Annotated in this window: 21 protein-coding genes; 3 read left to right on the top strand and 18 right to left on the bottom strand. The window is 57.5% G+C overall.

Annotated elements, in window-relative coordinates:
- Positions 1–37: 37 nt before the first annotated feature.
- From DRW39_RS10725 to DRW39_RS10750, 6 genes are all read right to left on the bottom strand, one after another.
- The gene (locus tag DRW39_RS10725) at positions 38–2,230 is read right to left on the bottom strand and encodes a xanthine dehydrogenase family protein molybdopterin-binding subunit (RefSeq protein WP_116107026.1); all 2,193 of its coding nucleotides are present in this window, start codon (positions 2,228–2,230) and stop codon (positions 38–40) included.
- A gap of 1 nt (position 2,231) precedes the next feature.
- Positions 2,232–2,693, bottom strand: a complete 462-nt coding sequence (locus DRW39_RS10730) for a (2Fe-2S)-binding protein (RefSeq protein ID WP_116107027.1) — start codon at positions 2,691–2,693, stop codon at positions 2,232–2,234.
- 521 nt (positions 2,694–3,214) lie between these two features.
- Positions 3,215–3,793, bottom strand: a complete 579-nt coding sequence (locus tag DRW39_RS10735; protein WP_157976047.1) for a Crp/Fnr family transcriptional regulator — start codon at positions 3,791–3,793, stop codon at positions 3,215–3,217.
- A 52-nt stretch (positions 3,794–3,845) separates the two neighbouring features.
- A complete protein-coding gene (gene rlmD / locus DRW39_RS10740; RefSeq protein ID WP_116107029.1) occupies positions 3,846–5,270 on the bottom strand; it encodes a 23S rRNA (uracil(1939)-C(5))-methyltransferase RlmD in 1,425 nt (474 codons plus the stop codon).
- Between the two features lie 70 nt (positions 5,271–5,340).
- On the bottom strand, positions 5,341–6,255 hold the full coding sequence (locus tag DRW39_RS10745; RefSeq protein WP_116107030.1) for a sugar phosphate isomerase/epimerase family protein: 915 nt from the start codon (positions 6,253–6,255) through the stop codon (positions 5,341–5,343).
- Between the two features lie 5 nt (positions 6,256–6,260).
- Entirely contained in the window at positions 6,261–8,768 is a 2,508-nt protein-coding gene (locus DRW39_RS10750) for a PIG-L family deacetylase (protein WP_116107031.1), read from the bottom strand.
- 61 nt (positions 8,769–8,829) lie between these two features.
- Between DRW39_RS10750 and DRW39_RS10755 the strand changes: the two genes are divergently transcribed.
- Positions 8,830–9,669 carry an alpha/beta hydrolase gene (locus tag DRW39_RS10755; RefSeq protein ID WP_116107032.1) on the top strand — a complete coding sequence of 280 codons (840 nt, stop codon included), beginning with the start codon at positions 8,830–8,832 and terminating at the stop codon, positions 9,667–9,669.
- Here the strand turns inward: DRW39_RS10755 and DRW39_RS10760 are convergent.
- On the bottom strand, positions 9,629–10,618 hold the full coding sequence (locus DRW39_RS10760) for a tetratricopeptide repeat protein (RefSeq protein WP_116107033.1): 990 nt from the start codon (positions 10,616–10,618) through the stop codon (positions 9,629–9,631). The two genes, DRW39_RS10755 and DRW39_RS10760, sit on opposite strands and share 41 nt — an antisense overlap.
- A 47-nt stretch (positions 10,619–10,665) precedes the next feature.
- Here DRW39_RS10760 and ftcD point away from each other — a divergent pair, with 47 nt between their 5' ends.
- The gene (gene ftcD / locus DRW39_RS10765; RefSeq protein WP_116107034.1) at positions 10,666–11,676 is read left to right on the top strand and encodes a glutamate formimidoyltransferase; all 1,011 of its coding nucleotides are present in this window, start codon (positions 10,666–10,668) and stop codon (positions 11,674–11,676) included.
- Here ftcD and DRW39_RS10770 read toward each other — a convergent pair.
- The 9 genes from DRW39_RS10770 to DRW39_RS10810 form a co-directional block, all read right to left on the bottom strand.
- Positions 11,606–12,100, bottom strand: coding sequence for a hypothetical protein (locus DRW39_RS10770; RefSeq protein ID WP_116107035.1), 495 nt, complete (start codon positions 12,098–12,100; stop codon positions 11,606–11,608). The two genes, ftcD and DRW39_RS10770, sit on opposite strands and share 71 nt — an antisense overlap.
- A 239-nt stretch (positions 12,101–12,339) precedes the next feature.
- The gene (locus tag DRW39_RS10775; protein WP_116107036.1) at positions 12,340–12,609 is read right to left on the bottom strand and encodes a KTSC domain-containing protein; all 270 of its coding nucleotides are present in this window, start codon (positions 12,607–12,609) and stop codon (positions 12,340–12,342) included.
- 86 nt (positions 12,610–12,695) lie between these two features.
- Positions 12,696–13,838, bottom strand: a complete 1,143-nt coding sequence (locus DRW39_RS10780) for a DegT/DnrJ/EryC1/StrS family aminotransferase (RefSeq protein WP_116107037.1) — start codon at positions 13,836–13,838, stop codon at positions 12,696–12,698.
- A gap of 151 nt (positions 13,839–13,989) precedes the next feature.
- Positions 13,990–14,934, bottom strand: coding sequence for a DUF4412 domain-containing protein (locus DRW39_RS10785; protein ID WP_116107038.1), 945 nt, complete (start codon positions 14,932–14,934; stop codon positions 13,990–13,992).
- A gap of 283 nt (positions 14,935–15,217) precedes the next feature.
- Complete coding sequence (gene xerD, locus DRW39_RS10790; RefSeq protein ID WP_116107039.1) at positions 15,218–16,117, bottom strand: site-specific tyrosine recombinase XerD; 900 nt, start codon at positions 16,115–16,117, stop codon at positions 15,218–15,220.
- Positions 16,118–16,238: 121 nt separating this feature from the next.
- Positions 16,239–16,925 (bottom strand): HAD family hydrolase, encoded by a 687-nt coding sequence (locus DRW39_RS10795; RefSeq protein ID WP_116107040.1) that lies wholly within the window; start codon positions 16,923–16,925, stop codon positions 16,239–16,241.
- Positions 16,926–17,005: 80 nt separating this feature from the next.
- Complete coding sequence (locus DRW39_RS10800) at positions 17,006–17,755, bottom strand: glycosyltransferase family 2 protein (protein ID WP_116107041.1); 750 nt, start codon at positions 17,753–17,755, stop codon at positions 17,006–17,008.
- Positions 17,756–17,823: 68 nt separating this feature from the next.
- Positions 17,824–18,567 carry an SDR family oxidoreductase gene (locus DRW39_RS10805; RefSeq protein ID WP_116107076.1) on the bottom strand — a complete coding sequence of 248 codons (744 nt, stop codon included), beginning with the start codon at positions 18,565–18,567 and terminating at the stop codon, positions 17,824–17,826.
- A 77-nt stretch (positions 18,568–18,644) separates the two neighbouring features.
- Positions 18,645–19,238 (bottom strand): hypothetical protein, encoded by a 594-nt coding sequence (locus tag DRW39_RS10810; RefSeq protein ID WP_157976048.1) that lies wholly within the window; start codon positions 19,236–19,238, stop codon positions 18,645–18,647.
- A gap of 112 nt (positions 19,239–19,350) precedes the next feature.
- Here DRW39_RS10810 and mtaB point away from each other — a divergent pair, with 112 nt between their 5' ends.
- On the top strand, positions 19,351–20,718 hold the full coding sequence (gene mtaB, locus DRW39_RS10815; RefSeq protein ID WP_116107043.1) for a tRNA (N(6)-L-threonylcarbamoyladenosine(37)-C(2))-methylthiotransferase MtaB: 1,368 nt from the start codon (positions 19,351–19,353) through the stop codon (positions 20,716–20,718).
- A gap of 543 nt (positions 20,719–21,261) precedes the next feature.
- On the opposite strand, the gene DRW39_RS10820 is transcribed toward mtaB, so the two are convergent.
- Both DRW39_RS10820 and DRW39_RS10825 read right to left on the bottom strand, forming a co-directional pair.
- Positions 21,262–25,011, bottom strand: coding sequence for a DUF3857 domain-containing protein (locus DRW39_RS10820; RefSeq protein ID WP_116107044.1), 3,750 nt, complete (start codon positions 25,009–25,011; stop codon positions 21,262–21,264).
- A 121-nt stretch (positions 25,012–25,132) separates the two neighbouring features.
- On the bottom strand, positions 25,133–25,669 hold the full coding sequence (locus DRW39_RS10825; RefSeq protein ID WP_157976049.1) for a hypothetical protein: 537 nt from the start codon (positions 25,667–25,669) through the stop codon (positions 25,133–25,135).
- Positions 25,670–25,803 lie beyond the last annotated feature (134 nt).

The raw sequence follows: 25,803 nt of genomic DNA on the forward strand, positions 1-25,803 counted from the left end.
CCGGGCTTTTTCTTGCGCTAACGTGTGGAAGACTTACTTAGCCTTTCAGTTCACGCGGCGCGGCAAAGGGTTGCTCGGATACCCGCTCCCCCGTGATCCGATAGATCGCGTTAGCCAGGGCACCGATCACCGGAGGCAGGGAGGGTTCCCCCAATCCGGTGGGCGCGATACCGTTCTCGACGAAATGGGTGTGAATTGCCTTTGGCGCTTCGTTGTGCCGGATGAGGCGGTAACTATCGAAATTCTGCTGCTGAGGTCGGCCGTTCTCAAAGGTAACGGCGCCGTAGAGGGCGTGGCCGATACCGTCGATGATTCCTCCTTCTATCTGATTATTGGCTCCTTCGGGATTGACGACAATACCACAGTCCACTACGCAATGAACCTCATTGACCCGCGGCTGGCCATTGACGAGTTCCGCCTCCAACACCTGAGCTACGTAGGAATTGTGGCAGTAATAGGCGGCCACCCCGCGCTGGTCGCCATCCGACCAGCCGGCTTTATCGCGTACTTCCGATAGCACGTTGGCGTACCGTTCGGCATCGTAATCGTTGTCCTCCCCTACCGGATCATTGATTGCCCGGTCGAAGAGTTCGAGCCGGAAAGCGATCGGGTCTTTGCCGGCGGCCTCGGCAACTTCGTCCAGGAAAGCCTGCTCGGCCCCGGCGATGAAGTTAGACTGGGGAGCCCGCCAGGCGCCGGTGGAAATATTAGATTCGTTGGACAGGTTTTCGGCCAGGTAATTATCTACCGTGCCGGCCGGATACCGGTTGGGGAATATCGGACTCCCGCCTGCCCCCGTACCACGCACGTGGAAAGCCGTAAGGTTGCCGTCACTATCGAGAGCAGCCCGGTAGCGGACAAGGTATTCGGGGCGGTAGGTGCCCTGGGTCATATCGTCTTCGCGCGTGTAGACCAATTTTATGGGTACACCGGCGGCCTTGCTGATGAGCGTGGCCTCCACGCCGAAATTCCCGTACAACCGCCGGCCGAAGCCACCGCCCATACGCGTCATATCGATGCTGATCTTGTCTTCCGGCATGTCCAGCAGGGCACTGACCGACTTACGCAGAAATTCCGGCGTCTGAATGGGCCCGATCAGCTCTGCTCCCTCGTCGGTGACGTGGGCGAAGAAGTTCATGGGTTCCATGGTATTATGGGGCAGGAAAGGAGCATAAAAGGTGCGCTCTACGATCCGATCGGCTGCAGCGAACGCTCCTTCCGGATCACCGTCACGGCGGGCAACCTCCGCTTTACCTTCGTCGAGTTGGCGTTCCAACGCAAGCCGTCGGTCGGCGGTAGATTCGGCGGGGCTGCTCTCTTCCCATTCTACCTTGAGTGCCTTGCGCGCCTGCATTACGGTCCAGGGGTTGTCCCCTACTACCGCGACCAGCTTGGGAAAGGCATTGACGTCAGACCACTGTAACTGCACCCCTTCGGGAGCGGCATCGATGACGACGACGCTGTGGACACCGGGCAGAGCTTTCGCCTCCGCATCGTCTACTGATTTCAGGGACTGCCCGAAGACCGGCGGATGGAGAATGGACGCATATTTCATGCCCTCGCGCTGAATATCGAGTCCGTAAAGTGGTTGTCCGGTGACGATCTTCTTCGCGTCGACGTTCTTTTTCGCGTTCCCGATGATGCGGAAATCCTTTGGGTCCTTTAGGGTAACCTCGTCCGGCAGCGGCAGGGTGGCGGCTACGGAAGCTAGTTCACCATATCCGAGACTGCGGTCGGAGCCATCATGATAGACAACTCCATTTTCCGTCCGGAGATCGGCCATCTCCACCTCCCATTGCTGGGCGGCGGCGGCTAGAAGAAGATGCCGGGCGGTTGCACCGGTCTTCCGTAGCGGTTCCCAGCCGTGGCGGATGGATTGGCTGCCGCCGGCGATCTGCCGTTCGAAGTTCTCCGTGTCTAGCGGGGCTTGTTCGACAACCACGTTGTTCCAGTCTACGTCCAGCTCCTCCGCTACGATCATAGGCATGGCGGTTTTGACGTTCTGGCCTATCTCAGGGTTGGGGGACATGATGGTCACGACGCCATTGTCTCCTATTTTAAGAAAGGCGTTTACGGAGACCCATTCCTCGGGCATCACCAGTTCGGGATTGGCCTTTGCGGTCTGTTCGTTGCGGCAGGATGTCAGGTAGCTGAAACCGAGCATCAGACCGCCGCCGGTAGTCGCGGTCAGCTTGAGGAAGGAGCGGCGATTTGTTTGGTTCGTAGCCATCTTAGCTTAGTTTTTGGGCGGCCGTTTTCACGGCGGCGTGAATGCGGGTGTAGGTACCGCAGCGACAAATGTTTCCGTTCATCGAGGCGCTGATTTCAGCATCGTCCGGGTCGGGGCTATTACTGAGCAGCGACGCGGCGGTCATAATCTGTCCCGCCTGGCAGTAGCCACACTGGGGCACGTCATGTTCAAGCCAGGCGAGTTGCACCGGGTGGTCGCCATTCTCGCTCAAGCCTTCTATTGTAGTGACGGCACTGTTCTTTACCTCTCCTACGGGCAGACTACAGGAGCGCATCGCGATTCCATCTATATGGACGGTGCAAGCGCCACAAGCGCCGATGCCGCAACCATATTTGGTACCTACCAATTTCAACTCGTCACGGATTACCCAAAGCAGGGGCATCTCGGGGTCCACATCAACGGATCGCTGATTTCCGTTGATGGTCAATTGTATCGTGGCCATGTTTGATTTGATTACTTCGTTTCAATATACGACGCGGACCGTAGGTGTACGCACCCGGGTCTACCAAGGCCATCTCGGGTCGATGGGATGACGTGCGTCCCGCAACCGCTGACCGGAGCAAGCGATCACAATAGGCCCTGGTTGTCTCGCGTTTAACACGCACGTCTGCCAATGGTTAGCGTTCGTATTTTGGAATATGACGCGCACCGCCGGCCGATCAAAACCTCCTTTTGGAGTTTTTGCCGCATCAGCTACTTACATGATGACTGTTCCCTAGTCTACGGGAATAATTGTACTGAACGCCTGGCAGTTGATCGTTGGCTACAACGTCTAAAGGGTAAACGACCCCTCAGCGGCAGGCAGGCAAAAAAAATCGCCCGCACCAGAAGGGGCGGGCGACAAAAGGTCTAAAACCGAGATTTGTTCAAAGTGTCAATGTAGCCTATAATATCTATTGCAAAGATGGGAACATTTATTGGATTCCCATTTCACATCGGTTAAAAACACGACAAAAATTTAGTCTACCTTAACATTTGTTTTATTCGACTTAGCGATTGTGGGCGGACGCCAATGTAATTGGCCAGGATTCCTGCGGGTATCCGTTCCATCATCTCGGGGTACCGTTTTCTGAAATATAGGTACCGGTCCGTAGCCTTGAGTGGCAACATCACCGCACGCTCCTGCATCAATTTTACCATCTGATGCAGGACAATATCCTGCAGAACGGCACGGGTATGTACCTGCTCTTTCGCTTCGGAAATGGTACTTTTATTCACAATCAGTAATTCACAGTCGGTGATGCATTCCGCCGTGTATTGTGCCTCCCGATCATACAGGGTGGCCATGATGCAACCGATAAAATCGCCGGGACCGGCGAGCAAACGAGTCGTGATATCCCCCTCTGCATCCGTGACGTATAGCCGCATGTATCCGGAAAGGATAAAGGCCGCATCCGGGTACTTATCCCCCTCGACGAACATTTCTTCTTTGGCCTGATAGGATTTGCCGGACAAGCCCGCGGTGAATATGTCGGCGGACTCAGGCGGAACCCCAAACTTGAGCAACTCCTCCTTTAAAGGTTGATGGTTGTCCGTTTCCATTTTAGTGTCTCCTCGCATCGACCGCCTGGGGCGGGCGGTTAAACTGAATGGTTCACAAATTAATCCGTCTTAATTTAACTACGTTCTCAACGTGACTGGTATGTGGAAACATATCGACTGGCCGAGCCCGCTCTACCACGTATTTTTCCGATAAGAGCGCCAGATCGCGAGCCTGCGTAGCCGGATTACAGCTAACGTACACAATGCGGGGAACGGCAAGCTGCAATAGCATTTCCACCACTTTCGGATGCATTCCCGCGCGGGGTGGATCCGTGATCAGAACGTCCGGCGCACCATGCTTCCGGGCGAATTCATCCGTCAGTATATCCCGTACCTGCCCGGCGTAAAAAGTCGTATTACTGACATTGTTTTGACGAGCGTTCTCCCGCGCGTCATCGATTGCAGCGGCAATCTCCTCAATTCCGGTGACGGATTTACACTGTTCGGCAACGTAGAGCGCGATGGATCCAATGCCCGTATAGAGGTCATAAACGTTTTCCTCCCCCGTCAGTCCGGCGTAGTCTCGTGCGATCGCGTAGAGCTTTTCCGCCTGTTTGGTATTGGTCTGAAAGAATGATTTTGGGCCGATCCTGAAGTGCACGTGGCCCAGGTTTTCGGTCACGTGATCCTTACCCGCGTAGTGCACCATGTCGAGGTCCATCAGATACTCATTGACCTTCGGGTTGATGCAATAATAGAGGCTGCTGATCTGGCTGCCATAGCGTTCCAATGCCGCATCCAGGAAGGTGGTAATGCGCTCCCGGTCGTCCTCGAAAAATGCGACGACGAGCATGCATTCGTCCGTGGTCGTGGTCCGGACCATCAGTTGCCGAAGCAGCCCGTGACGCTCACGCATGTCAAAAAAAGGCACATTTAACTCCTTGGCCAATTCACGCAATCCGTTGCGTAATTCATTGCTCGGACCGTGCTGTAAGTGGCACTTCTCGATCTGAATCAGCTTGTCGTAGGCACCCGCTTTATGAAAGCCAATAACGGGCACCTCGTTGTCAATATCCGTCCCGATCTCTTCCGTGGTGAGCCAGCGGCGGTTGGCACAGCCAAATTCAAGTTTGTTGCGGTACCATTCGATATTTTCACTGCCCAAAATGGGATCCCACTGTTCTACCTCTACCTTTCCGATGCGCCGAAAGGCATCGTGGACGATCCGCTCCTTCTCCCGCAGCTGGCCGGAGTAAGCGAAGTGCTGCCATTTGCACCCTCCGCACACGCCAAAGTGCTGACAAAAAGGTTCCACCCGTTCGGCTGACCGCTCGATGAAACGCAACGGAGCGGTGAACAGTACCTTTTTCTTCTTGCGGAAGGGACGAACGTCGACTACGTCGCCCGGGGCAACATCTTCCACGAAGACCGTCATACCCTCCGGGGTCTTCCCAACGCAGAATCCCTTATCGGCGAGGCCGGTTATGGTAACGTTGTCGATGCGTTCGGGAAAGCGATTTTTTCTGCGGCGGGCCATGTCTGCGTTTTCTAGCGCTCCGGTATCTCCGAAGCCGGCGCAAGGTAAGCCGGGCCGATAGAAGGGCGTACTAAACGATAAATTGCCGCAGGTAGTCGTGGCTCTGCCGGAGCGAGCGCAGGCGTAACTCCTTGCTCCCTTCGTAGGCCCGGTCTTCCACCTCCACGCATACCGGGCCGTCGTAGCCCGCATCCGTCAAATGACCGAAGAATTGCCCCCAGTCTACGTCACCCAGGCCGGGCAACTTGGGTGTATGCCACAAGGCGGGATCCGCGAATACGCCGTGGAGGTCGAGGCGCTCCCGGTCGATACGGAGGTCCTTGGCGTGCACGTGTACCATCCGATCCGGGTAATCGCGGAAGGGCCGGGTGTAGTCCATTTGCATGAGCACCAGATGACTGGGATCGTAATTGAGCCCCCAGCTGGAACTGGGGATATCTGTCCACATTCGTTCCCATACGGCCGGGCTGACGGCCAGGTTGTTGCCGCCGGGCCATTCGTCGCCGGTGAAGCGCATGGGACAATTCTCAATACCGATGCGGACGCCCCGTTCTTCCGCGTGCCGGACCAGCGGTCGCCACGTATCCAGAAAATCTTCCCACTGATCGTCGATAGTGCGGTCCTTGTCCCGACCGACGAAGGTGGTGACGGTATTAATGTCCAGTTCGGCACTGGCGTCGATCAACGCATGCAGGTGCTCCGACGCGGCCCGGCGGGATGCAGCGCTACCACCGAGGGGATTGGGGTAGTAACCGAGAGAAGATATAAAGACGCCGAAGCGTTCCTGCAGCTCCCGGATTTCATCCATGCCCCGCTCGTCGAGCGTAGAAGTATCGACGTGGGTAACGCCGGCATACCTGCGCTCGGCCTTACCCGGTGGCCAGCACATGGCCTCCACGCAATCGTAGCCAATATCGGCGGCGATTTCCAGTACTTCAGCGAGCGAAAGTTCGGGCAGAATTGCGGTGACGAAGCCCAGTTGCATGATGGTTACTTTGTTTGACCCAGCGCAACCAAGTTAGCAAACAGACGGTAAGCACCGGGAACGCCGGCCGGCAACTCGCGGAAAAAGCTGTAGCCCGTGTAGACGAAGTGGCCCGAACCGTATTCCGCTACGAGCAATCCTCCGTTGTGGGGATCTTCCTCGGGATCGTGGCTGCTCAGCAGGGCTGTGTACTCCTCCGCCCACTCGTTCGGAAAGTAGAGGCCACGCTCCTGCACCCAACCCTCAAAATCGGCATCGGTGATCTTATTCGGATAGTTGAGGGCGGGATGGTCGGGGGCCAGGATCTCCACCGGTGCGTCCTCTACGGTTACGCGGTCGCGACTCAATTGCAGCGGATAAGGGCCAAGCTCCTTCTCGTCGATCATCAACCGACGATCGGTATTGTACTGCACGATGAGGGTCCCCCCCTGCTTGACGTAGTCGAGTAAGCGGGGCTGGTATACGGACATCCGATCGAGCGTGTTGTAAGCCCGCACGCCTACCACGATCGCGTCGTAGTCACGCAGATCACCGATGGAAGCCTCGGTATCGTCTAGGATGGATACGTCCAGGCCGATGGAGGTCAGCGCTTCGGGGATGGCGTCGCCCGCCCCGGGTAAGTAGCCTATGGTGCGACCGGCGGTTTCCAGTTTGACACGGGCTACCGCCGCGCCTCCGTTTAGCGTAGCCAGCTGGGTCGGGATATGCGGGTGGGCAATGCGTACGAGACGGCGACCGTAGGTCGTTTCCCCGATCTTCAAGCGGGGTTCGATCCGCCCCTGTGACTGGCCCGCGGAAGGCGTCAGTTCGAAAAAGTAGAAGCGCTCCTGCCCCGCCCGGTCTACGGATATCTGCTGACTGAGCGAGTCGACCGACCAGCCATCGGGGATTTCCAGGCTCAATTCGCCGGTCAGATCATCCTGGGCAGCGGTGACCTTCACCGTCACGGTTCGCGGCTCATCCGAGGAAAAGAGGTAGCTCGACTCGCCTAACTCCAAGAATACGGGGGGCAATACCTCGAAGGGCTGGAACTGCTCGCCGTCGACCGGATCCGTATAGCGGAACCGCACGGGCCGCTCCAGCTCTATTTGCCGGCCGTCGACCTCCAACGAGAATCGGGCCCGCAGGGGGTCCGCACTTTCGGGCAGTCCGCGCAGGGCTTGATCCTCTACCGTGTACATCCCTAATTGCCAGTCCTCGGCTAGCCAGTAAGGCCCGCTGTCCGTAGCCTCGGAGGTGAGCACTTTGGAAAGGGTATCGAGGAAAGGTTCTCCCATCACAAGATCCTGAGCAGTATTCAGGGAGTGATTCAGCAGATCCCCGGCTCCTTCGACGGCTACGCTGCTTACGGTTACCGGTACCTGGCTGCGGTTCGTCAGCTCGAAGGTTATGGGCAAGGTGTCCCCGGGTGTGGCGAAGGGACGGTCGACCGTGGCCGTAGCGTAAAGGCCGACCGCGCCCGCGATCACTTCTTCCAGTTCGTTCAATTTCTTCTTTTTCCAGTAAGAGTCCGGCAGCAATTGCATGGTTTCGTGGAGGGCAACCAGCGCCGGTACGGATGCGGCCGGATCGTCGAAGTTGAAGTTGGCCTCGATGTCCGTGAGTTGCTTTTCTACCTGCGCTCCGCCGCCCAAAGCCCCCCAGCTCAAATCGATACCGGCGAAGGGGTCACCGTCTACGTCGTTATCATCTCCCTTGAGTAGTTCGAGTTGTTCGACCGCGCGGTCGCGGCTGCCGGAGCTGCCGAAGCCCTGGCTTTTGTGTTGGCTACGGCTGCGGGCGGCGATTTCCGCGATACTCTCGCCCAGTTTGGGGAGGTATTCGTTGACGTCCACCTCGATAAGCTTCGTGCTGTCGGCGTGATCGGGCAGGGAGCGGCCGCCCCAGCTGTAGGCATTCCAATATACGCGCTTGGGCTGCCAGGTCTCCACGTACTCGAGCTGCTCGGGGAAGGCCGTCGGATCGCCGGCCAGGTCGAAGGCTTCCAGGCCGATGATCGCCGAGGCGGTGTGGTGACCGTGGGTGGAGCCGGGATCGCGGGGGTCGAAGCGCAGGATCATCACGTCGGGCCGCCATTTACGGATCACCCAGACGGCATCGGACAGCACCTGCTCGCGGTCCCAGATGTTGAAAGTCTCGTCGGGGTGCTTGGAATAGCCGAAGTCATTGGCCCGGCTAAAGAATTGCCGCCCGCCGTCGATGCGCCGTGCGGCGAGTAGTTCCTGGGTGCGGGTGAGCCCGAGCAGCTCGCTGATATCCGGTGCGATGAGGTTCTGCCCGCCATCACCGCGCGTGAGGCTGAGGTAAGCCGTTTCCACCTTTTTGACGTTGGCGAGGTAGGCGATCATCCGCGTGTTCTCGTCGTCGGGGTGGGCGGCCATGTAAAGCGCCGAGCCCAAGACGCCCAGTTTTTGAATGGCGGCGTGGAGTTCCCCGGAGGTGGGCCGGTCCGGCGCCTGGGCCGTTAGTTGAACAAAGGAAAGCAGGGCGGCTAATAAGAAAGGTAATTTCACGCGTCAGTTTTTGTAGAGCAGGATAGAAAGCTGCCGGGGAGAGCGACGAAAATACCAACAAATGATTCGCCAATTAGGATTTGCCCTTCGCGACCTGTTCGGCCTGGCCTACTACTGGTACCGCACCGGGAAGGTTAGGCGTCGTATGCCGGCCCGGGTGAGTCGGCACGCCTACGGTAAGGGGCGCCGGCAATATTTCCTGCTGGCGGAACCGCTTGCTTCCTCGGTGTCGGATGATCTACCCTGGGCGATCTATTTACACGGGGGAGCCTGGACATTCGGCACCCCCGAGGCTTTCTTACCGGCCGCCCGCCCCTGGCTGGAGGCTGGTTACCGGGTACTGCTGCCGAGTTACCGCCGCCCGCCCCTGGCTAACCTGGACGATATCGTCGCCGACTGCCGTTCCGCCCTGGCCGCGGCGGCCCGGCTGGCCGATGATTCGGGACGGCCGTTAGGTGAGATGCAGCTGGCCGGAATCAGTGCCGGCGGCCATCTCGCGGCGGTGCTGGCGCTGCATCCGGAGTGGTGGGCCGAAGCGGGCTGGCCGCGCTGCCCCCGAAGAACCCTGTTGTTTGCCGCCCCGCTGGACCTGGACCTCCTCCGCCCGCGTATCCTGTTCAGCCGGTACGAAGCGATCAGCCCCTGTAACGGCCCCGGCCCCGCGAAGGACAGCGAATGGCTCTTACTACACGGCGATCGCGATGGCTTCGTAAACCGGGACCACTCCCTACGCTTCGCCGAACGGCTGCGGGCGGCGGGCGTGAGCGCTCAACTGATCACGATTCCCGGCGGCGGCCACCTGGACGCCGGCCGCTGGACCTACGAGGACGGCAACCGGTACCGGAAAGACATCGACGACTTTATCCGTCGAGGCGTTCCAGGCCCTGCCGGGCCAGCGTGAGTTCCGGATCGATCCGCAGGGCGGTTTCATAGTCGCGCCGGGCGGCATCCGCGTCATCCATCAGTTCGCTGGCGTAGCCCCGGTAGAAGAAGGCCCGGGCGTGAACGGGATCGTTCATGATCGTGATATTGAACTCATTGTAGGCCCGCTGCAGGCTATCCTGCTCCATGAGCAACAGTCCGGCGTTGAAATTACCGGCTACGTACTGGCGGTCGATCGTGCTCGCCCGGCGGTATTGGGCGATGGCGCGATCCAGGTCACCCTGGTCGCGGTAATAATCGGCACGGGCGTGAATGGCAACTACATCGTCGGGGTTGATGTCCACGGCGGCATCGTAGTATGACTCCGCGCGGGGGTTGCCCCGGGCGGCCTGCAGTTCACCGAGCATCAGGTAGGCATCGATCATGTCGGGGTCGATCTGCGTGGCTTCCTCCGCGGAGTTGATGGCGCGGACGGTATCTCCCGTTTCGGCGAACACCTGGCTAAGCAGGTAGTAGGCCTCCGGGTTACGCGGGTCGATGCGGACCGCCTGGTTAAGCGAACCGGTTGCGTCCTCGTACTGCTTCAGGATCAGTTGCGCCTCGGCGATGCGCAGGCGGGTTTCCAGCCGATCGGGATCGAGCGCCACGGCCCGCTCGAGGGTCCGCAAGGCAAGGCGACTGCGGTAGTAGTCGAGGTAAACGTCGGCCAGATTGTAGTGAAGATTGATGTTGGTGCTGTCGATGGAGAGGGCCTTCTCCAGGTCCTGGATCGCGTAGTCGAAGTTATCCAGGTCGTAATACATGCTGGCCCGCTGCCCGTACAGGTTGGCGTTATTCGGGTCCTGGCGAATGGCTTCGGACAGCCGGTCGATACCCGGATCCCCGGTGGTGGCGGTGCTTTCTTCCGCCGCTCCGTCGGGTCCGCAGGCCAGCAGGGTGAGCATTAGGAGGAGCAGACCGTATCGCATGGTTGTTTTTCTTTTCTTTGCCGAACGCGTAAGGTCCGAAAAATCACATGTCCGAAGCCGATCCCCTCATAGAATGTGTCGTAAACGTTAGCGAAGGGCGGAATCCGGACACCCTGGAGGCGCTGTCTTCGGCCATTCGGGAGACGCCGGATTGCTACCTGCTACACCGCGATGTCGGTCCTGGCGCCCACCGGACGGTCTTCACCTTCGCGGGTAAGCCGGAGGCCGTCTACGAGGCCGCCTTCCGCATCTTCTCCGTGGCCGACGAGCGGATCGATATGCGCCGGCACCGGGGCGCGCACCCGCGGAGCGGTGCGGTGGACGTCTGCCCCTTCGTACCCGTGTCCGGCATCAGCATGCAGGAGGTGGCGGCGGGAGCGCAGGTATTAGCCCAACGCGTAGCCGGAGCGTTTAATCTGCCCATCTACCTTTACGCCAACAGTGCCAGCGTACCCGATCGGTTCAACCTGGCTGACGTCCGACGCGGGGAATACGAGGGGCTGGCCGACAAGATGCGGCAACCGGGATGGGAACCGGATTTCGGGCCCGCTCTCCCCCACCCCCGACTCGGCGCTACGATCATGGGCGCACGTCCATTCCTGATCGCCTGGAACATCAACCTAGCACCCGGAGCGACGCTCGCTCAGGCCCGGGAGCTGGCCGGCCGCCTGCGGGAGAGCGGCACGAAAAAAAGGCCCGGACTCTTTCCGGGCCTTAAGGCGATTGGATGGTTCATCGATGAATATGACCGCTACCAGGTGAGTTGCAATGTCGTTGATCCGGATCGTGTATCCCTTGCACGTGTTTACCTCACCGCCGTCCATCTGGCTCAGGAAATGGGGACCGGGATCACGGGGTCCGAACTCATTGGTCTAGTACCAGCTCAATACCTGCGCTCCGCCGCAAAAGGGTTCTGCTTCGACGCAGGCGAGGAGGAAGAAATAACTACGGCGGTTTCGGTGCTCGGGTTGGACGACCTGCGTCCGTTTAGCTGGCCTGACCGGTTGTTTGAAACGGTATTTCGTGCTGCCGCTCAAAAAGATCGTCGGAACCGATAAAGTAGGACCGGCCGTCTTCCATCTCGACGAACAGGCCGCGGCGTCCACCGAAGTCAATGGAACTAAAGTCGGAGGAGGGGTTGGCGAACAGGCCGGACCAACGGGCCGAGGGGGAGACGTCTACAAAGTCGCAGCAGGTCATCTTATCGGCACGCAGTTTGAGGCGGCGGCCGACAAGGCCCTTCATTTTCACCTTAAGGTGCTTTTTGTTGATCTTGATTTTCAGGCGCGAGTGATAGACACCGTACCAGCAGAAAGCGATACCCAGGGTGATCAGGGCGGTGACGATCACGTCGAAGGTGGTTGATCCGCTGACGAGTTCGATCCCGATGCGGTAGAACAGCAGGAGCGTCATCAGTGCGAAAAGCGCGATGAGCCCGGGATTGCGAAAACGCTGCTCTTCTTTATATATGGTCTTGGGCATGGTGTTAACTTTAGGTAAACAGTACTAATATACAACGATTTCAGTTAAACCATAGTTTACCGACAGTTTACATTGAGTTAACATTGGGCGGCGTTTTTCTTCAAAATGCTAGCAAACACGTGCGTATGCTTGCTTTGAGCCCCTCATTAAAGTCGTCTTAATGTTCTGCTCCCTATCAGAGAGCAGCGACGCATGGGGTCTCCTTACCAAATGGTCGCGGTTTGGGGCCGGCCTAGGAATCAGGCTGCTTCCGCCGTTTCGGAACTAGTTCGCTTTTCTCCCTCAGAGATGCGGGCGGCTGCATACTTCTTGAAGATGTGCCGCTGCATGTACCGACCTATGCTGGCTACGGCCCGCAGTCGTTGCCAATGTTCCGACGGCACGCCGAAATACGCGTAAACGGCACCGTTGTTGCGGAACTTGACGAAAAGGGTGCTGGCCGAGCGCAGATAACCCATCTCGGAGAGCATCTGCGAGTCGACTTGTTGCATAACGATGGGAAGGGCCATAAGGAAGTGATTTTCAGTTTTTCACTATCCTTATTATAACGGCTCACCCAATCATTTTGTTGGCCTTTTAAAACTTTTTGTTTTAATTAACCGGCGAAAAATTGGCGCGTGCTATCGCAGATGTAGGCCAGTGTTTCCGTGTCCAGTTCGCTGTGCATCGGCAGCGAGATGACCTCTTTACAGAGCTGATCCGTGACCGGCAGGAAGTCGATCTTATTCGCCGCGGTACCCCGGAAAGCCGCCTGGTCGTAGAGCGGAACGGGATAGTAGACCATACTGGGAATGCCGGCCTGCTGCAGATGCTCCTGTAAGGCGTCCCGACGACCACCGGAGACGCGCAGCGTGTACTGGTGATAGACGTGGGTACTCGCGGGCAGACGGGCGGGGGTGAGCAGACCGTCGATACCGGCGAGACGCTCATCGTAGACCGCGGCCGCTTCCTGCCGCCGCCGGTTGTACGCATCCAGGTGGGGCAGTTTGCAATTCAGGATGGCTGCCTGGACGGAGTCGAGCCGGCTGTTTACGCCCACGACGTCGTGGTAATAGCGTCGATTCTGGCCGTGATTGGCTACCCGCCGCAGGTTTGCCGCCAGATCGTCGCTGTCCGTATTGATGGCACCGCCGTCGCCGTAAGCTCCCAGGTTCTTGCTGGGGTAGAAGCTGGTGCAACCGATGTCACCCAGGGTACCGGTGCGCCCTACGGAGCCGTCGGTAAAGGTGTACTCGGCCCCGATGGCCTGGGCGTTGTCCTCGACAATGTAAATATCGTGCCGGCGGGCCAGTTGGCGGATCGGCTCCATATCGCAACTCTGCCCGAAAAGATGGACCGGAATGATCGCGCGGGTGCGCTCCGTTATGGCCGGCTCAATGATTTCGGCGGTAACATTGAAGGTGAAGGGGTCAACGTCCACCATCACGGGGCTCAGGCCGAGCAGGGCGATGACTTCGGCGGAAGCGACGTAGGTGAAGGCCGGTACGATAACTTCATCACCCGGTTTGAGCCCGAGGGCCATAAGCGCGATTTGCAAGGCGTCGGTGCCGTTGGCGCAGGGGATTACGTGCGCGCAGCGCAGGAAGCTTTCCAGGCCCGCCTGAAAATCCTTGACGGCCGGTCCGTTGATGAAGGCGCCACTGCGAATGACGTCGAGTACCGCCTGGTCTACCTCCTCCTGCATGCGTTCGTACTGGGTCTTTAGATCGACCATTTGAATAGGGGCTGGAGCGGACATCAGGGGAATTTGGCGCAAAGTTAGTGCGTAGTATGGTAGTGGGAAGTGGGTAGTACGGTAAGTGCTAAATGCAGAACGGTAGCGAACGGAATGAATTTCCGCGCTACCGTGCTACACAAACGGCAAAGCCATTCACTCCCCCCCTACCGTACTAGAATCCCATTTCCTGGATCTCCACGTCGCCGGCTTCAAAGAGAGAGCGGTCGATGTTCGCGCCCGTCCGAATTTCGGTGATGTGCATGGTGAAGGTTTTATTTCCATCCACGGTGGAGGATTCGATGGGAAAGCCGTCGATGAGATCCGCCATTCCGGGGGGGATGGGCATGCCCGCCTGTCCGGCCGTTCCCTTGCCCCCCATCATGCGGCTGATGGTTCCGAATACTTCCCGGGAGCTGACGGGGATGTCCATGGTAATCCACGAGCGGGTAGTGGTATTCTCCTTGGTATCCTCCACGATAATGAGCTCACAGTCGTAGCCATCAATGGTGCGGCGCTCCCCGGTCCGCTCGATCTCCAGGCGATCGGTCATATCCTCCTGGGCCTTGTCCATGAACCTCCCGAGGTTGGGCATGCGCATACGGTAGCCGGATTTCTTGCCCCGCTTGTCGGTGGTGATCATGGTGGTCTTGCCATCCTGGGTGTCGAAGATCATGTGGGAACTGCCCTGCCCGGGATCTTCCGTGGCCATGGCGATCTTATCCGTGGAGGCGCCCAGCCGGATGCGGGCTTCACTGTCTTTGTTGCGTTTCACTTCCGTGACGACCATGAGCAGGGTAAAGAGCTCGTCGTTCTGGAAGGGCTCAAAGTCCTCGTTCCCGCCGGTAAATATGCCGGCCACGGCGTTGGCGGCCCGTTCTTCTTCCGGGTCCATCGCTTCGGTGGAATCTTCGGCGGGTTCGGCGGCCTTATTTTTTTTCTTGAAGAGCCCCTCGATGGCGTTGAAGGCCTTGTCCACCTCATTGTCGATCTTTTGGTCGACGCGGTTGCTGGCTTTTTTTTCGGTACGCTTTTTAGCCCGTTCGACGGTTCCCTGTGCCTCGGCAGTGAAGGAAACACAGGCAAGAAGAAGGATAAGTAGTGTGATGCGGTATTTCATAGCGGTCGGTCTTAAAGTTTCCGTAGCTCTTTATACCGGCACTTTGGTAAGCGTTACGTAACGGCAGGAAAATTTCCCGGCAAGCCATTTTCACAGGCCGCAGAACCGAACTTGTGGCGTGGTCGAAGGGTTTTTAAGATGATTGTATCTACACCGTTTTAATCAATAACCCCATGAAACACTCAGCAGAAATCCGCGGCGATCTCGGTCGCATTCTCTTCCTGGCTTTTCTGGCCGTTGTGCTTCTATCGCTGTTTTTCATTCCGAGTATCGCTAAGCTCTTTTAAGCTTTGTTAGCCGGGTGAAACGATAGGATAGTTTCCCTTAAGAAATCCGTATCCAAGTGGGTATAGATTTCCGTGGTCAGAATACTCTCGTGACCCAACATTTCCTGGACTGCCCTTAGATCCGCCCCTCCTTCAATAAGGTGGGTGGCGAAAGAATGGCGAAAAGTGTGCGGACTAACGTGCTTTTGCAGCCCCGCCTCCACAGCGTACCTTTTTACCGCCGTAAAGACGGACACGCGGCTCAACGCACCTCCCCGGCGGTTAAGGAATACCGTATTTTCATCGTTTATGACGGGCAAATTATTTCTTACGTGTTGAAGGTAGATTTCCAGGTGCTTGATAGCGCCCGGCCCGATGGGGACGATCCGCTCCTTATTTCCCTTCCCGGTGACGCGCAAGAAAGAATCCGTCAAATAGAGATTGGATAACCGCAGCGAGGTCGCCTCGCTCACTCGTAAGCCGCAGGCGTAAAGCACTTCTAACAGGGCACGATCCCGAAGGCCGTGGTCAGTACTTAAATCAATAGCTCCCAGCAGCGAACGGACCTCTTCGTAACTCAGCACTTCCGGGATCTTGCGGCCTAACTTGGGTGCGCGTAATAGTTCCGTCGGGTCAATATTGATTACCCCTTCGTCAAGCAGAAAGGCATAAAACGTCTTCAGCGCGGAAACCAATCTTGCCTGTGACCGGGGGGCGAGCCCCAGTTCGGCAACGTAGCGTAAGAAGCCGTCCAGGTGCATCCGCTCGATCTCGCGGACACCGGTTTCCCACCCTCGCAACTCTAGGTAAGCCGGTAGTTTTTCCAGATCGCTTCGGTAGGCCGCGAGGGTGTGGTCACTGTACCCCCGGGTCAGTTTCAGGTAGGATTCGAAAGATCGGAAGTAGGTGCGCCACATGATGGGCAAAGTAACGTTTGTGCATGGCTTCTCCATGGTCGCAACCGGCGATCGGGCAGGATTCAGGCGGTGCGATTTCTACCGGCGAAGTAGATTGCCTGATCTCCCGGCAAAGGGCTGCCTACTGGGCCAGCAGGAAGCCTCCGGTTTGTTGCCGCTCGACGGTCAGCCCCCGAAAATCTTCGCGGAAGGCCGCCACGTCTAGACCCTCGAATTCCTCGCGATCGTGAGTCGTCGTGAGGACGACGACCGGGCAGCCGGCGTTATTCGCCGCACGCGCACCGGTGACGCTGTCCTCGAAAATGAGGCAGTCCTTCAGGTCCACGCCGATACCGGCTGCAGCCTGTTCGAAGACCTCCGGGTGCGGTTTACCGTTGGTGACCATACCACTGTGGACAACGTGCCCCATCATGGAACGAATATCCAGCGCATCGATCACGAAAAAGGCATTTTCCTCCGGCCCGGCGGTACCCACGGCCATCGGCACATCCTCGGCGTACGCCAGTTTGATGAAATCCAGCGCGCCCATTACGGTGTTGGTCTCCAGTTCCGGAGCGAATATGTCGCGGTATTCCGCCTCCTTTTCTTTACTGATCCGCACGCGTTCTTCGTGGGTGTAGCGATCCCCGAAAAGGCGTTCAAGTATCTCGGTATTGACCCCGTGTATCTCATTTTTCACGCGATCGAGCGAATACTCCAGGCCCAAGTCCTTCAGCTTTCGCTGCCAGGCGCGATGGTGGACCATCATGTTATCGACCAGCGTACCGTCGAGATCGAAAAGAATGCCTTTGAATGGGATAGGGGTCATGGGAGGATAGGATTCGCGATTTACAATCTAGGGGTACGCCGTGTCGCACGGAAAGTTTTACACCGCCTGATGGGGCACCATCATTGCTTCTTGCGGTAAATAGCGGGTTTGCTCAGTCCCCAGCGGGCAAGGCGGTGGATAAGCGATACCCGGAGCACCCCCAGACCATACTTGCTGCTGCGCGCGAAGTTGATGCTGCTGGCCTCCGGGAAGTACTTCGTCGGGCAGGTCACTTCGGCGATGTCGAAGCGGTGGTAGATTATCTGGGAGAGCATCTCGTTATCGAAAACGAAGTCATCGTCATTGGCTTCAAAATCGATGGTTTGCAGTACCTCCCGGCTGAATGCGCGGTATCCGGTGTGGTATTCGCTAAGCTTGTAATTAATGAGGATGTTCTGCACAAGGGTGAGGAAGCGGTTGGCCACGTATTTATACTTCGGCATACCGCCGCGCAGCGCACCCATACCCAAAATCCGGGAGGCCAGGACTACCGGGTAAAGACCTTCTCCGATGATATTGCACATCGTGGGAATGAGCTTGGGGGTGTATTGGTAGTCCGGATGGACCATGATGATGATATCGGCACCGATATCCAGGGCCTTGCGGTACAGGCTCTTCTGATTGCTTCCGTAGCCCCGGTTGCTCGGGTGAGCGATCACGTGATCTACCCCGAGTTGCCGGGCCAGGGCGGACGTTTGGTCGGCACTGGCATCATCGCATAATATGACCTCATCGACGAGGTCACGGGGCACCTCGCGGTACGTACGTTCCAGGGTCAGGGCGGCATTGTAGGCCGGCATAACGACAACGACCTTTTTGTCCTTGTACATTACCGTAAAGGTAAAAGCATTGCCTCTATCGGCCTACCCTGCTCCGCTGCATCCACTTCGTGGGTTCCTTACCCCTGCGAAGTGGGGCGCACTTGCAGTTCGTTGATGTGTACGCCATCGGGCTGGCTGACGGCGTAGTGGATGGCATTCGCGATATCCTCCTTGTCGAGGAAGTCGATGTTGCCGAAGCTATCTTTGAAGTCGTTCATCAGCTCATCGTCGGTAATGGTATCCAGGAGTTCGGTTTCTACGGCACCGGGCTCGATACAGGTGACGCGAATGCCGTACTTCGGGGCCAGCTCCTTGCGTAGCCCGTCACTGAGGGCGCGTACGGCAAACTTCGTAGCCGAGTATACCGCCGAGCCGGGCATAACCTCACGGCCGGCCACGCTGGAGATATTGATGATGTGCCCCTGCTTGCGATCAGTCATATCCGGCAGCACCTCCGCCAGACAGAGCAGAACGCCTTTGATGTTGACGTCGACCATGGTCATCCACTCGTCTACGTGTAGATTTTTCATGTAACTGAGGGGCATCAGGCCGGCGTTATTGACCAGGATATCGACGGGACCGAATTTGTCCTTGGCCTGCTTCACCAGCTTTTTCACCGCATCCCGATCGGTGACGTCGGTTTCGACCACGAGGGCGGATCCTCCCGCTTTCTCGATGTCCGATTTGATTTCTTCCAATTTCTCCCCCCGGCGGGCGGCCAGGACGACCTTAGCGCCTCCGGCGGCGAGTTTCTTGGCGGTAGCTTCGCCGATGCCGCTGCTGGCACCGGTGATGATGGCGGTTTTTCCGGATAGTTCCATATTGTTTTTTTGGTGCAACTGCGCAGACAGGGACCTTGTTGCAAATTTCTTCGCTGGTCCGTCGCGATAGCCCCATCCTAGATCTCCAGCGGAGCCGTACGGACCTGATCCATTATGATGATCTCGCTGATCCGCGTTCCGGCAGGCACCTCCTCCTTATCGATTTGTTGTTGCGAAAAACTGAAGTCCGCCAATCGGAAAGCTTTATTCTTCGTGTAAGCGTAGGTCCGGCCTGCGATCTCGGAAGCTCGCACTTCCACGTTAGGATAGGCGATCCGGAGGCGGGCAAAGGTGTGTCCTACCCGGATATCTCCCTCCGTGGCGGCGGTGGGCGTGGTAACGTGAATGTCACCGATCAGCATTGAATCGGTAACGGAAGGAACTACGAAACCGATTCGCTCTCCGTCGTCTCCCAGAATATCATAGACGGTATAGCTTCCCTCCCCCTCGTTCATCGTTCCTCGCTCCAAGCGATCCGCCGCATCGGCCAGGGGTTCTCCGGCCACGAGGTGGTAGAACCGATTCTGCCGGATGACGTACTGCGGCGGTTCGGCCTCGATGGAATCTACTACTATACCCGATTCCGGTGAATTGGCCGGCCTCGGGTCAGGATTCGTACACGTGAAGAACAGGAAAAGCGACACCAAACTAGTGAATAACGGCGCACGCATAGCTTGAAGATATTAAGACCCTATATAACCTTAGCGCGGCGAGCGTTGTTTGGGCTACTTTGAAGAATCCGTCCGTCGTGCATAATGTCGCGGAGGGCCGTAATTTTGCCCCATGTCCACCATCGGCACCGTATCCTTCTACACGCTGGGTTGCAAGCTAAACTACAGTGAAACTTCCGCCATCGGACGCCAATTCGAGGGGGCGGGGTACCGGGAGGTCCCCTTCAGCGAGGGGGCGGACGTAGTCGTGATCAATACTTGCTCCGTAACGGAATTCGCGGATCGGAAATGCCGCAACGTAGTACGCAAGGCTTTAGGGGTAAACGAGGAGGCAAAGATCGTTGTCGTAGGCTGCTACGCGCAACTCAAACCTACGGAGATCGCTGAGATCGACGGGGTCGACCTCGTCCTGGGAGCCGCGGAGAAGTTTCGGATCCTGGACTACATTGATGGTATCGGCGGCGGCACCGGAAAGGGACTCGTCCAGGCCGGTGAAGTAAAGGAAGCGGATACTTTCATATCGTCCTTCAGCTTCGGCGACCGGACGCGCAGTTTTCTCAAGGTACAGGACGGTTGCAGCTACAATTGCAGCTTTTGCACCATTCCCCTGGCGCGTGGTGCCAGTCGCAGCAGTACGGTGGCGCAGATCGTCCAGGATGCCGAGGCGATTGCGGCCCGCGGCGTTAAGGAGATCGTCCTGACCGGCGTCAACATCGGGGACTTCGGTAACGGCACCCAGGTGATCGAGGGGAAACGCCCCCGCAAGGAGGCGCTCTTCGTGGATTTGGCGCGTGCCCTGGACCGGGTGGCAGGCATCAACCGGTTTCGCATCTCCAGCATCGAGCCGAATCTCTGCACCGATGAGGTGATCGATTTTGTCGCGCACAGCGAGCGTTTCGCCCCGCACTTCCACATGCCCCTGCAGAGCGGCAACAATAAGCAACTGGCCCGGATGCGGCGTCGCTACCGCCGGGAACTGTACGCCGAACGCGTCGCGCATATTCGGCAGGTAATGCCCCATGCCTGTATCGGCGTCGACCTCATCGTCGGCTTCCCGGGTGAAAGTGAGGACGACTTCCTGGAGACTTATCGCTTCGTGCAGGAACTGGACGTCACCTACTTTCACGTGTTCACCTACAGCGAGCGGGCCAATACGCCCGCCGCGGAAATGGACGGGGCCGTTCCTCTACCGGAGCGTCGGCGTCGGAACAAAATGCTCCATATCCTGAGTGAAAAGAAACGCCGGGCCTTCTACGAGCGACACCGGGGCGAGGTAAGACCGGTGCTACTGGAAAAGGGGAAGGAAGACGGTGTACTCTACGGCTTCACGGACAATTACATCAAAGTCGAGTTTCCCGCTGAGGAAAGCTGGGTAAACCATATGGTAGACCTGGAACTGGATGCGGAGGGTAGTTTGTTGAGCAGCAAAAACGGACTCCGCATCAGTGCACGGCTGCCGGTGGCTACGCACGCGCACTAACCTACGCTTTACTTTCTCGGTTCGGACTCCATTTGGCCACCACGTAAGCCGACGTGAGTAAGATCACCCCACCTATTCCCAGCACGAAAAATAGGGGACGCAAGACCGGTAGCGATTCAAATTCGTCTATATGAGACCATATGGAAAACAAACAGCTGGATGTTATCCAAAGGATTAGATAAAAGGGCAAATCGTGCTCACCAATGTACCGCAAGCCATTTTTCACACGGCCGGTAATTTTCTTTTCGGTTCGTGTCATGGTTGGTCAATGGGTTGAGTACGGGTTCACAGTGGATTAGGATGCATAACAGCTTGGTCAAACCACGGAAGGCTTTCTCATCAAGCTAATATATTACCTGTAATCCGATCTGCTACCCGGTTAGCAGGCATGCGGTTACAACGGCCATTTTACCTGCGCTCCGCCGCCCATTGCGCTATTCGTTCGGTCTGATTTGTATTGTTGATTTGGTTGCCCGGAGCTGGAGCTCCGGGACCCTGCCAGGGTGGAGGAGCTCCAGCTCCGCCCGTGAGCCGCTTCACCCTCTACTTATAAGCCAAATTCACCTTATCCGCCTCCACGATGCGGAACATGTCCTCCCGAAAATCGGTGTAGTACTCCGGAGCGACAACGTCCTTCTTCAGCAGCAGGGTACGCAAGATGCGGAGTCCGTCCTCGGTAGGGGTAAACTCGATGGCGTAATCGATAAAATCGTTGCTCACCTGGATGCTTTCCGGCACCTCGACCAGCTTTTTGCCTTCGGGGTTGATCACCTCCAAGGTTTCCTCGTAGTATTCGGCCTGGAAGGTCTGCCACAGGTCGATCGGCAGCTTGCGCTCTTCGGTGGTGGTATAGGGCTGTGCTTCCATACGATCGCTGAGGATTAACGGATAGATCAACATACCGCCGATCTTGTTGCCGGGGTCCGCTACGCGGTAGGCATAGTGGTAGGAAACCTGGTTGCTGCTCAGATCGTCGAGATCATCTCCGAACTGCAGATCGGTCAGCTCGACCCGGGGATACCCCCCACTGATGGCTTCCTGCATGTAGCGGTTGCGGTTATCCTGGCTTTCGTTGCGGTACTGGTGGCGGTAGGTAGAAGCCACCGAGTTTACTTGCCGGTTGTCGAGGGCGAAGATTACATCGTTCCCGTCGAAGGTTACCTTACCCTTGCGGATGGTGGCATTCACCCCGCGGGAGGAAGGGTTGATCCGACCGGCCGTACCATCAAATGCCCCACCCCGCCGGGGGATGGCAACGGCAAAGGCATTGTTTACCGACCAGTCGCCGGTGCCGAAGGGCAGGTTTTCGTCGGTTAGCTCCACGTAGTACTGGTCGCCGTCCAGTTCGACGCGGGCGATACAGTGATTGAAGCCGATGCCCGGCAGCGACAGATTCTGGACGCTGCGGTCACGGGTGTTGATCAAAACGAGGTTGGCCTCGATGCCCCGCACGTCGCACATAGCCACGAAGAGAGAACTCACGTCCTTACAGTCACCCTGCCGGGTCGCCAGGGTTTTGGCGGCACTTTGGGGGATGTAGTTGGACTGTAGGAAGGGCACCGATATGTAACGGATGTTACCCGCGACGAATTCGTAGATCCGCTGGACTTCCTGCCGTTTGGTCATGCGCTCGGGCGCGTCAGCAAAGAGTTCGGCGACGGCTTCGCGAACCGTCTCGTCAACCCGGACTTTCGCGTGCGTCAACTCGCTGTACCACTGTGCAATGAATGCCCAGTCTTCGATGTTGGAAACCCGTACGGTAGTCAGGATATCGTCGAAGTCCGGCGTAACCGCTTCGGCTAGTAGACCGGCTTGATCCTTCAACTGCCATACGTACAGATCTTTACCGTTTACCTTGGAGCGCTTCGGCTGGATATCCCGGTGTTCCATGCCGGTGATCTTCGTATGGAACTTCATACCGGCGGGAACCAGCAGGCTGTAGGTAGACTGTCCGCTTGGGAATCCCATGGTCAAAGGGTGTTCGTTCCAGAATTTTCCGCTTAGCCGGCCGTGCTGATAATCCTGCACGCGGTAAACCAAATGGATGGCCCCGCCGGCCTGCAGGCGGTCGAATACGATATCGGCACCCGAGCGGGACGCATCGTGGCGGGTGCCATCAGGGTCGAGCACCTCGACCTTTTCGACGTTCCCCTGCTGGTTGCCGTAGATCGGAATGCTGTACTCCTTCCAAAAGTCTACGCCTTCCGGGTTGAGTACCTTCACCAGCAGGCTGGTACGCGTCTCGTTAGCGCCTCCATCGTGCACGATTTGCTGCACGTCGTAGGCCAGAATAACACTATGGTCATCGGGGTAGGCTTCCGCGCTCTTGGAGTTGGCGTACAGCGCGTAATAATCCGTTTCCGGCAAAGCGGCAAAGGCGGAGGCGGCCTCACTGCGCAGGTTCCGCAGGGCGTCGCGGCTGTCGTAATCGTAGGGGTTGAGGGAAAGCGCCTTGGTGTAGGCGGCTTCGGCCCGTTCCTTGTCATCGGCTTCGGTGTAGATATCCGCCTGACTGCTGTACAGTGATCCGCTATAGGGCGCTATGGCGAGCGCTTTGTCGAGCATCACCTGGCTCTGACGGTAGTTACCAAGCAGGTAGTAGAGTCGGCTGAGGCGAGAGTACGTGTTGACCGACACGGGATCGTATTCCAGCAGCAAATTGAACAGTTTCAGCGCTTCCGCCGGCTCGCCGGCCTTGAGGCGCAGGTCGATCAATTTTTCCACCACGCTTTCCCGGTAGTGCTTCTTCAGAAACTTTTCGAGCGTCTTTATAGCGTCCTTGTGCTGCTGCCGGACGCCGGACTGGATGGTGGCCAGGCCGATAACGACATCGTCGCTTGACGGGTACTTCCGGTAGCCGGCTTCGATCAGGGATCGGGCCTTTTCGGTTTCCGAGCGCCCGCCCGCCAGGATCAATTCGTGTCCCAGGGTCGTTTCACTCTCCCCGTATTTGGCTTTATACGTTTGGAGTAACTCTTCGTAAAGCGGCCAGTCTTCGAGGTTCCTTGCCTCCTGCATCCGCTTATTCAACGACAGCTTGTGGTCCGGAGCATCCACGAGCAGACGCTGCTCCAGTTCGGAGGCACCGGTCTCGTCGTCCATGGCGCGAAGCAAGGGAATCAGCTGGCTGATGATGTGGTGATTGCCCGGATAGCGATCCAACGCCTCCGTCAGTACGGCCTTGGCTTCCACGTGGTGGCCGTTGAGGAAGTAGAACTGCCCAAGGGAAAGGTAGTCGATGTAGTTTGCCGTACCCTTGTCAAGAAGCGATTCAAAGTACGCCACGGTGGGGTTGTCGTAGGCTTCGATTTTCTCCCCCTTCTTCTTCGGGTAGGTTTGCGTTTCCCCCGAATACGTCAATCCGGGAATCAACTCGCCCTCCGCGTCGGTCATGCGGAGCATGAAGTTCGACCCCGTTTGGGTGGTGGCCCCTACCTGTATCAGGATACGATTGTATCCTTCTTCCAGCTCCGCGCCGAAGCGGTAGGTGTCCAGGTGGTTGTCGCGCTCATGAAACTCGGAGAATACGAGCCGGTCATTAACCCACACTTTGACGGAGCCGCTGCTGCCAAGCCGGAAAACGACGTCCTGCCGCTTATCGCTACGGGCGAAGGTCTGGGCGTAGACCACCGAATTACTGGTCGTCATATGGTTGCCGAAGTGAAGCCAGCCGTGGCGATCCGTTTGCGCCACCGGAAACCAGCTGACCGGCACGCCCAGTTTGTTGGTGAAGGTCGCCTCGGCACGCGGCTGGGCCAGCACACCGAAATCGCGGTCAAATCCACTTTCGGAAATATTCTCGAAGGGACCGGTGACCGACCAGGTATTCACCGCCCCGATCCGGCCGAAGTACTCCCGCGATTTTTTCAGATTGCCGGACAGGTAATAGTGTTCCCCAAGGGCGTAATAGGCCAGGGGGCTTAGGCGGGAATAGTTATTTTGGGTTTGCTGCTCGGTGAAGGCAAGCTGCTGCTCCCCCATCTCGCTGTGTCCGGCTGACCAAACCGCGTCCAGATAGGCGTTCCGCTTGGTCTCGTTCTTTTCCAGGGCAGCGAATCGGATGAAGGCCGCCGTGGCTTCGGGACCATTATCCAGCATCATCTCCGTAAAGGAAAGCGCGATGACCGCGTCTCCGGCGGCCTGACCGTCCACCTGCCGGGCAAAATAGTCACGGGCTTGCTGCACCTGATTGCCGGCCAACAGGTCGTATCCGGTTTGCAGGGGGTTGAGTTGGGCACGGAGGCACTGGGTACCCGCGAGTACCAGCAGTAAAACGGCAGTGAAAAATCTCATGTCAGTCGGGTGAGTAGGACGCGCCCCTTAAGGCACTGATGTAGGAACAAGTGAGTATTTACTTGCATCTCCAACTCTCCCGATCAGGCGGTTAGCGTGATCCGGCTATGATTTAACGGCCCTAACGCTCCATTGATATATCGTAGCGCGATACCGTCCGAATCCGGATGCCGTAGTTTTCGTCGGACTCCGTTACGTCAACGGTCGTACCCAGATCGAGGGATATATCCCGCTTGAAGCCGTTGAGGACCAGGGGCTGCCTATCCTTGAAATAACCCGTTTCATTGTAATGCTGCAGTCCGGAAACGAAGAGGGTATCCTGACTAAAGGACCACGTACCGGTCCCCATGCCCGTACGATCCGAAATCTGTTGCTCCTCCGGAGTGGTCACCGTCAGCGTAAAGCCACCGGTGGACTGCCAGCGGCCGTTATCCAGAAAAATCATCTGCAGGTCGCTGTTGCTGATGCGGCTTTCGCCCTGATCGTCTACCGGCTCCCCGGCAAAGGTGCCTGACAGCTGGTAAGCATTATCGAATTCCGTGATCTGCCAGGTACCGATGATGTCGGACTCCGTCAGAAAGTCGTCTTCCCCCTTGTCCTTGCAAGCGGAAAACAGCAATAGTAGTAAAGAAAATAAGCTGAGTAGCGATTTGGACATGCACACGGTTTTGATCTCGGTGGCGACATAGTCACCGAGCTTTCAAGGGGTTTGTCCATGTGTTCTAGGTGAGGTTAGCCCTCATGGCATAACCTGCTCCGAGTTGTAACATCAGCTACAAAAACGGGGCCGTC

The organism is Lewinella sp. IMCC34191 (assembly GCF_003390935.1).
Taxonomy (GTDB): Bacteria; Bacteroidota; Bacteroidia; order Chitinophagales; family Saprospiraceae; genus Neolewinella.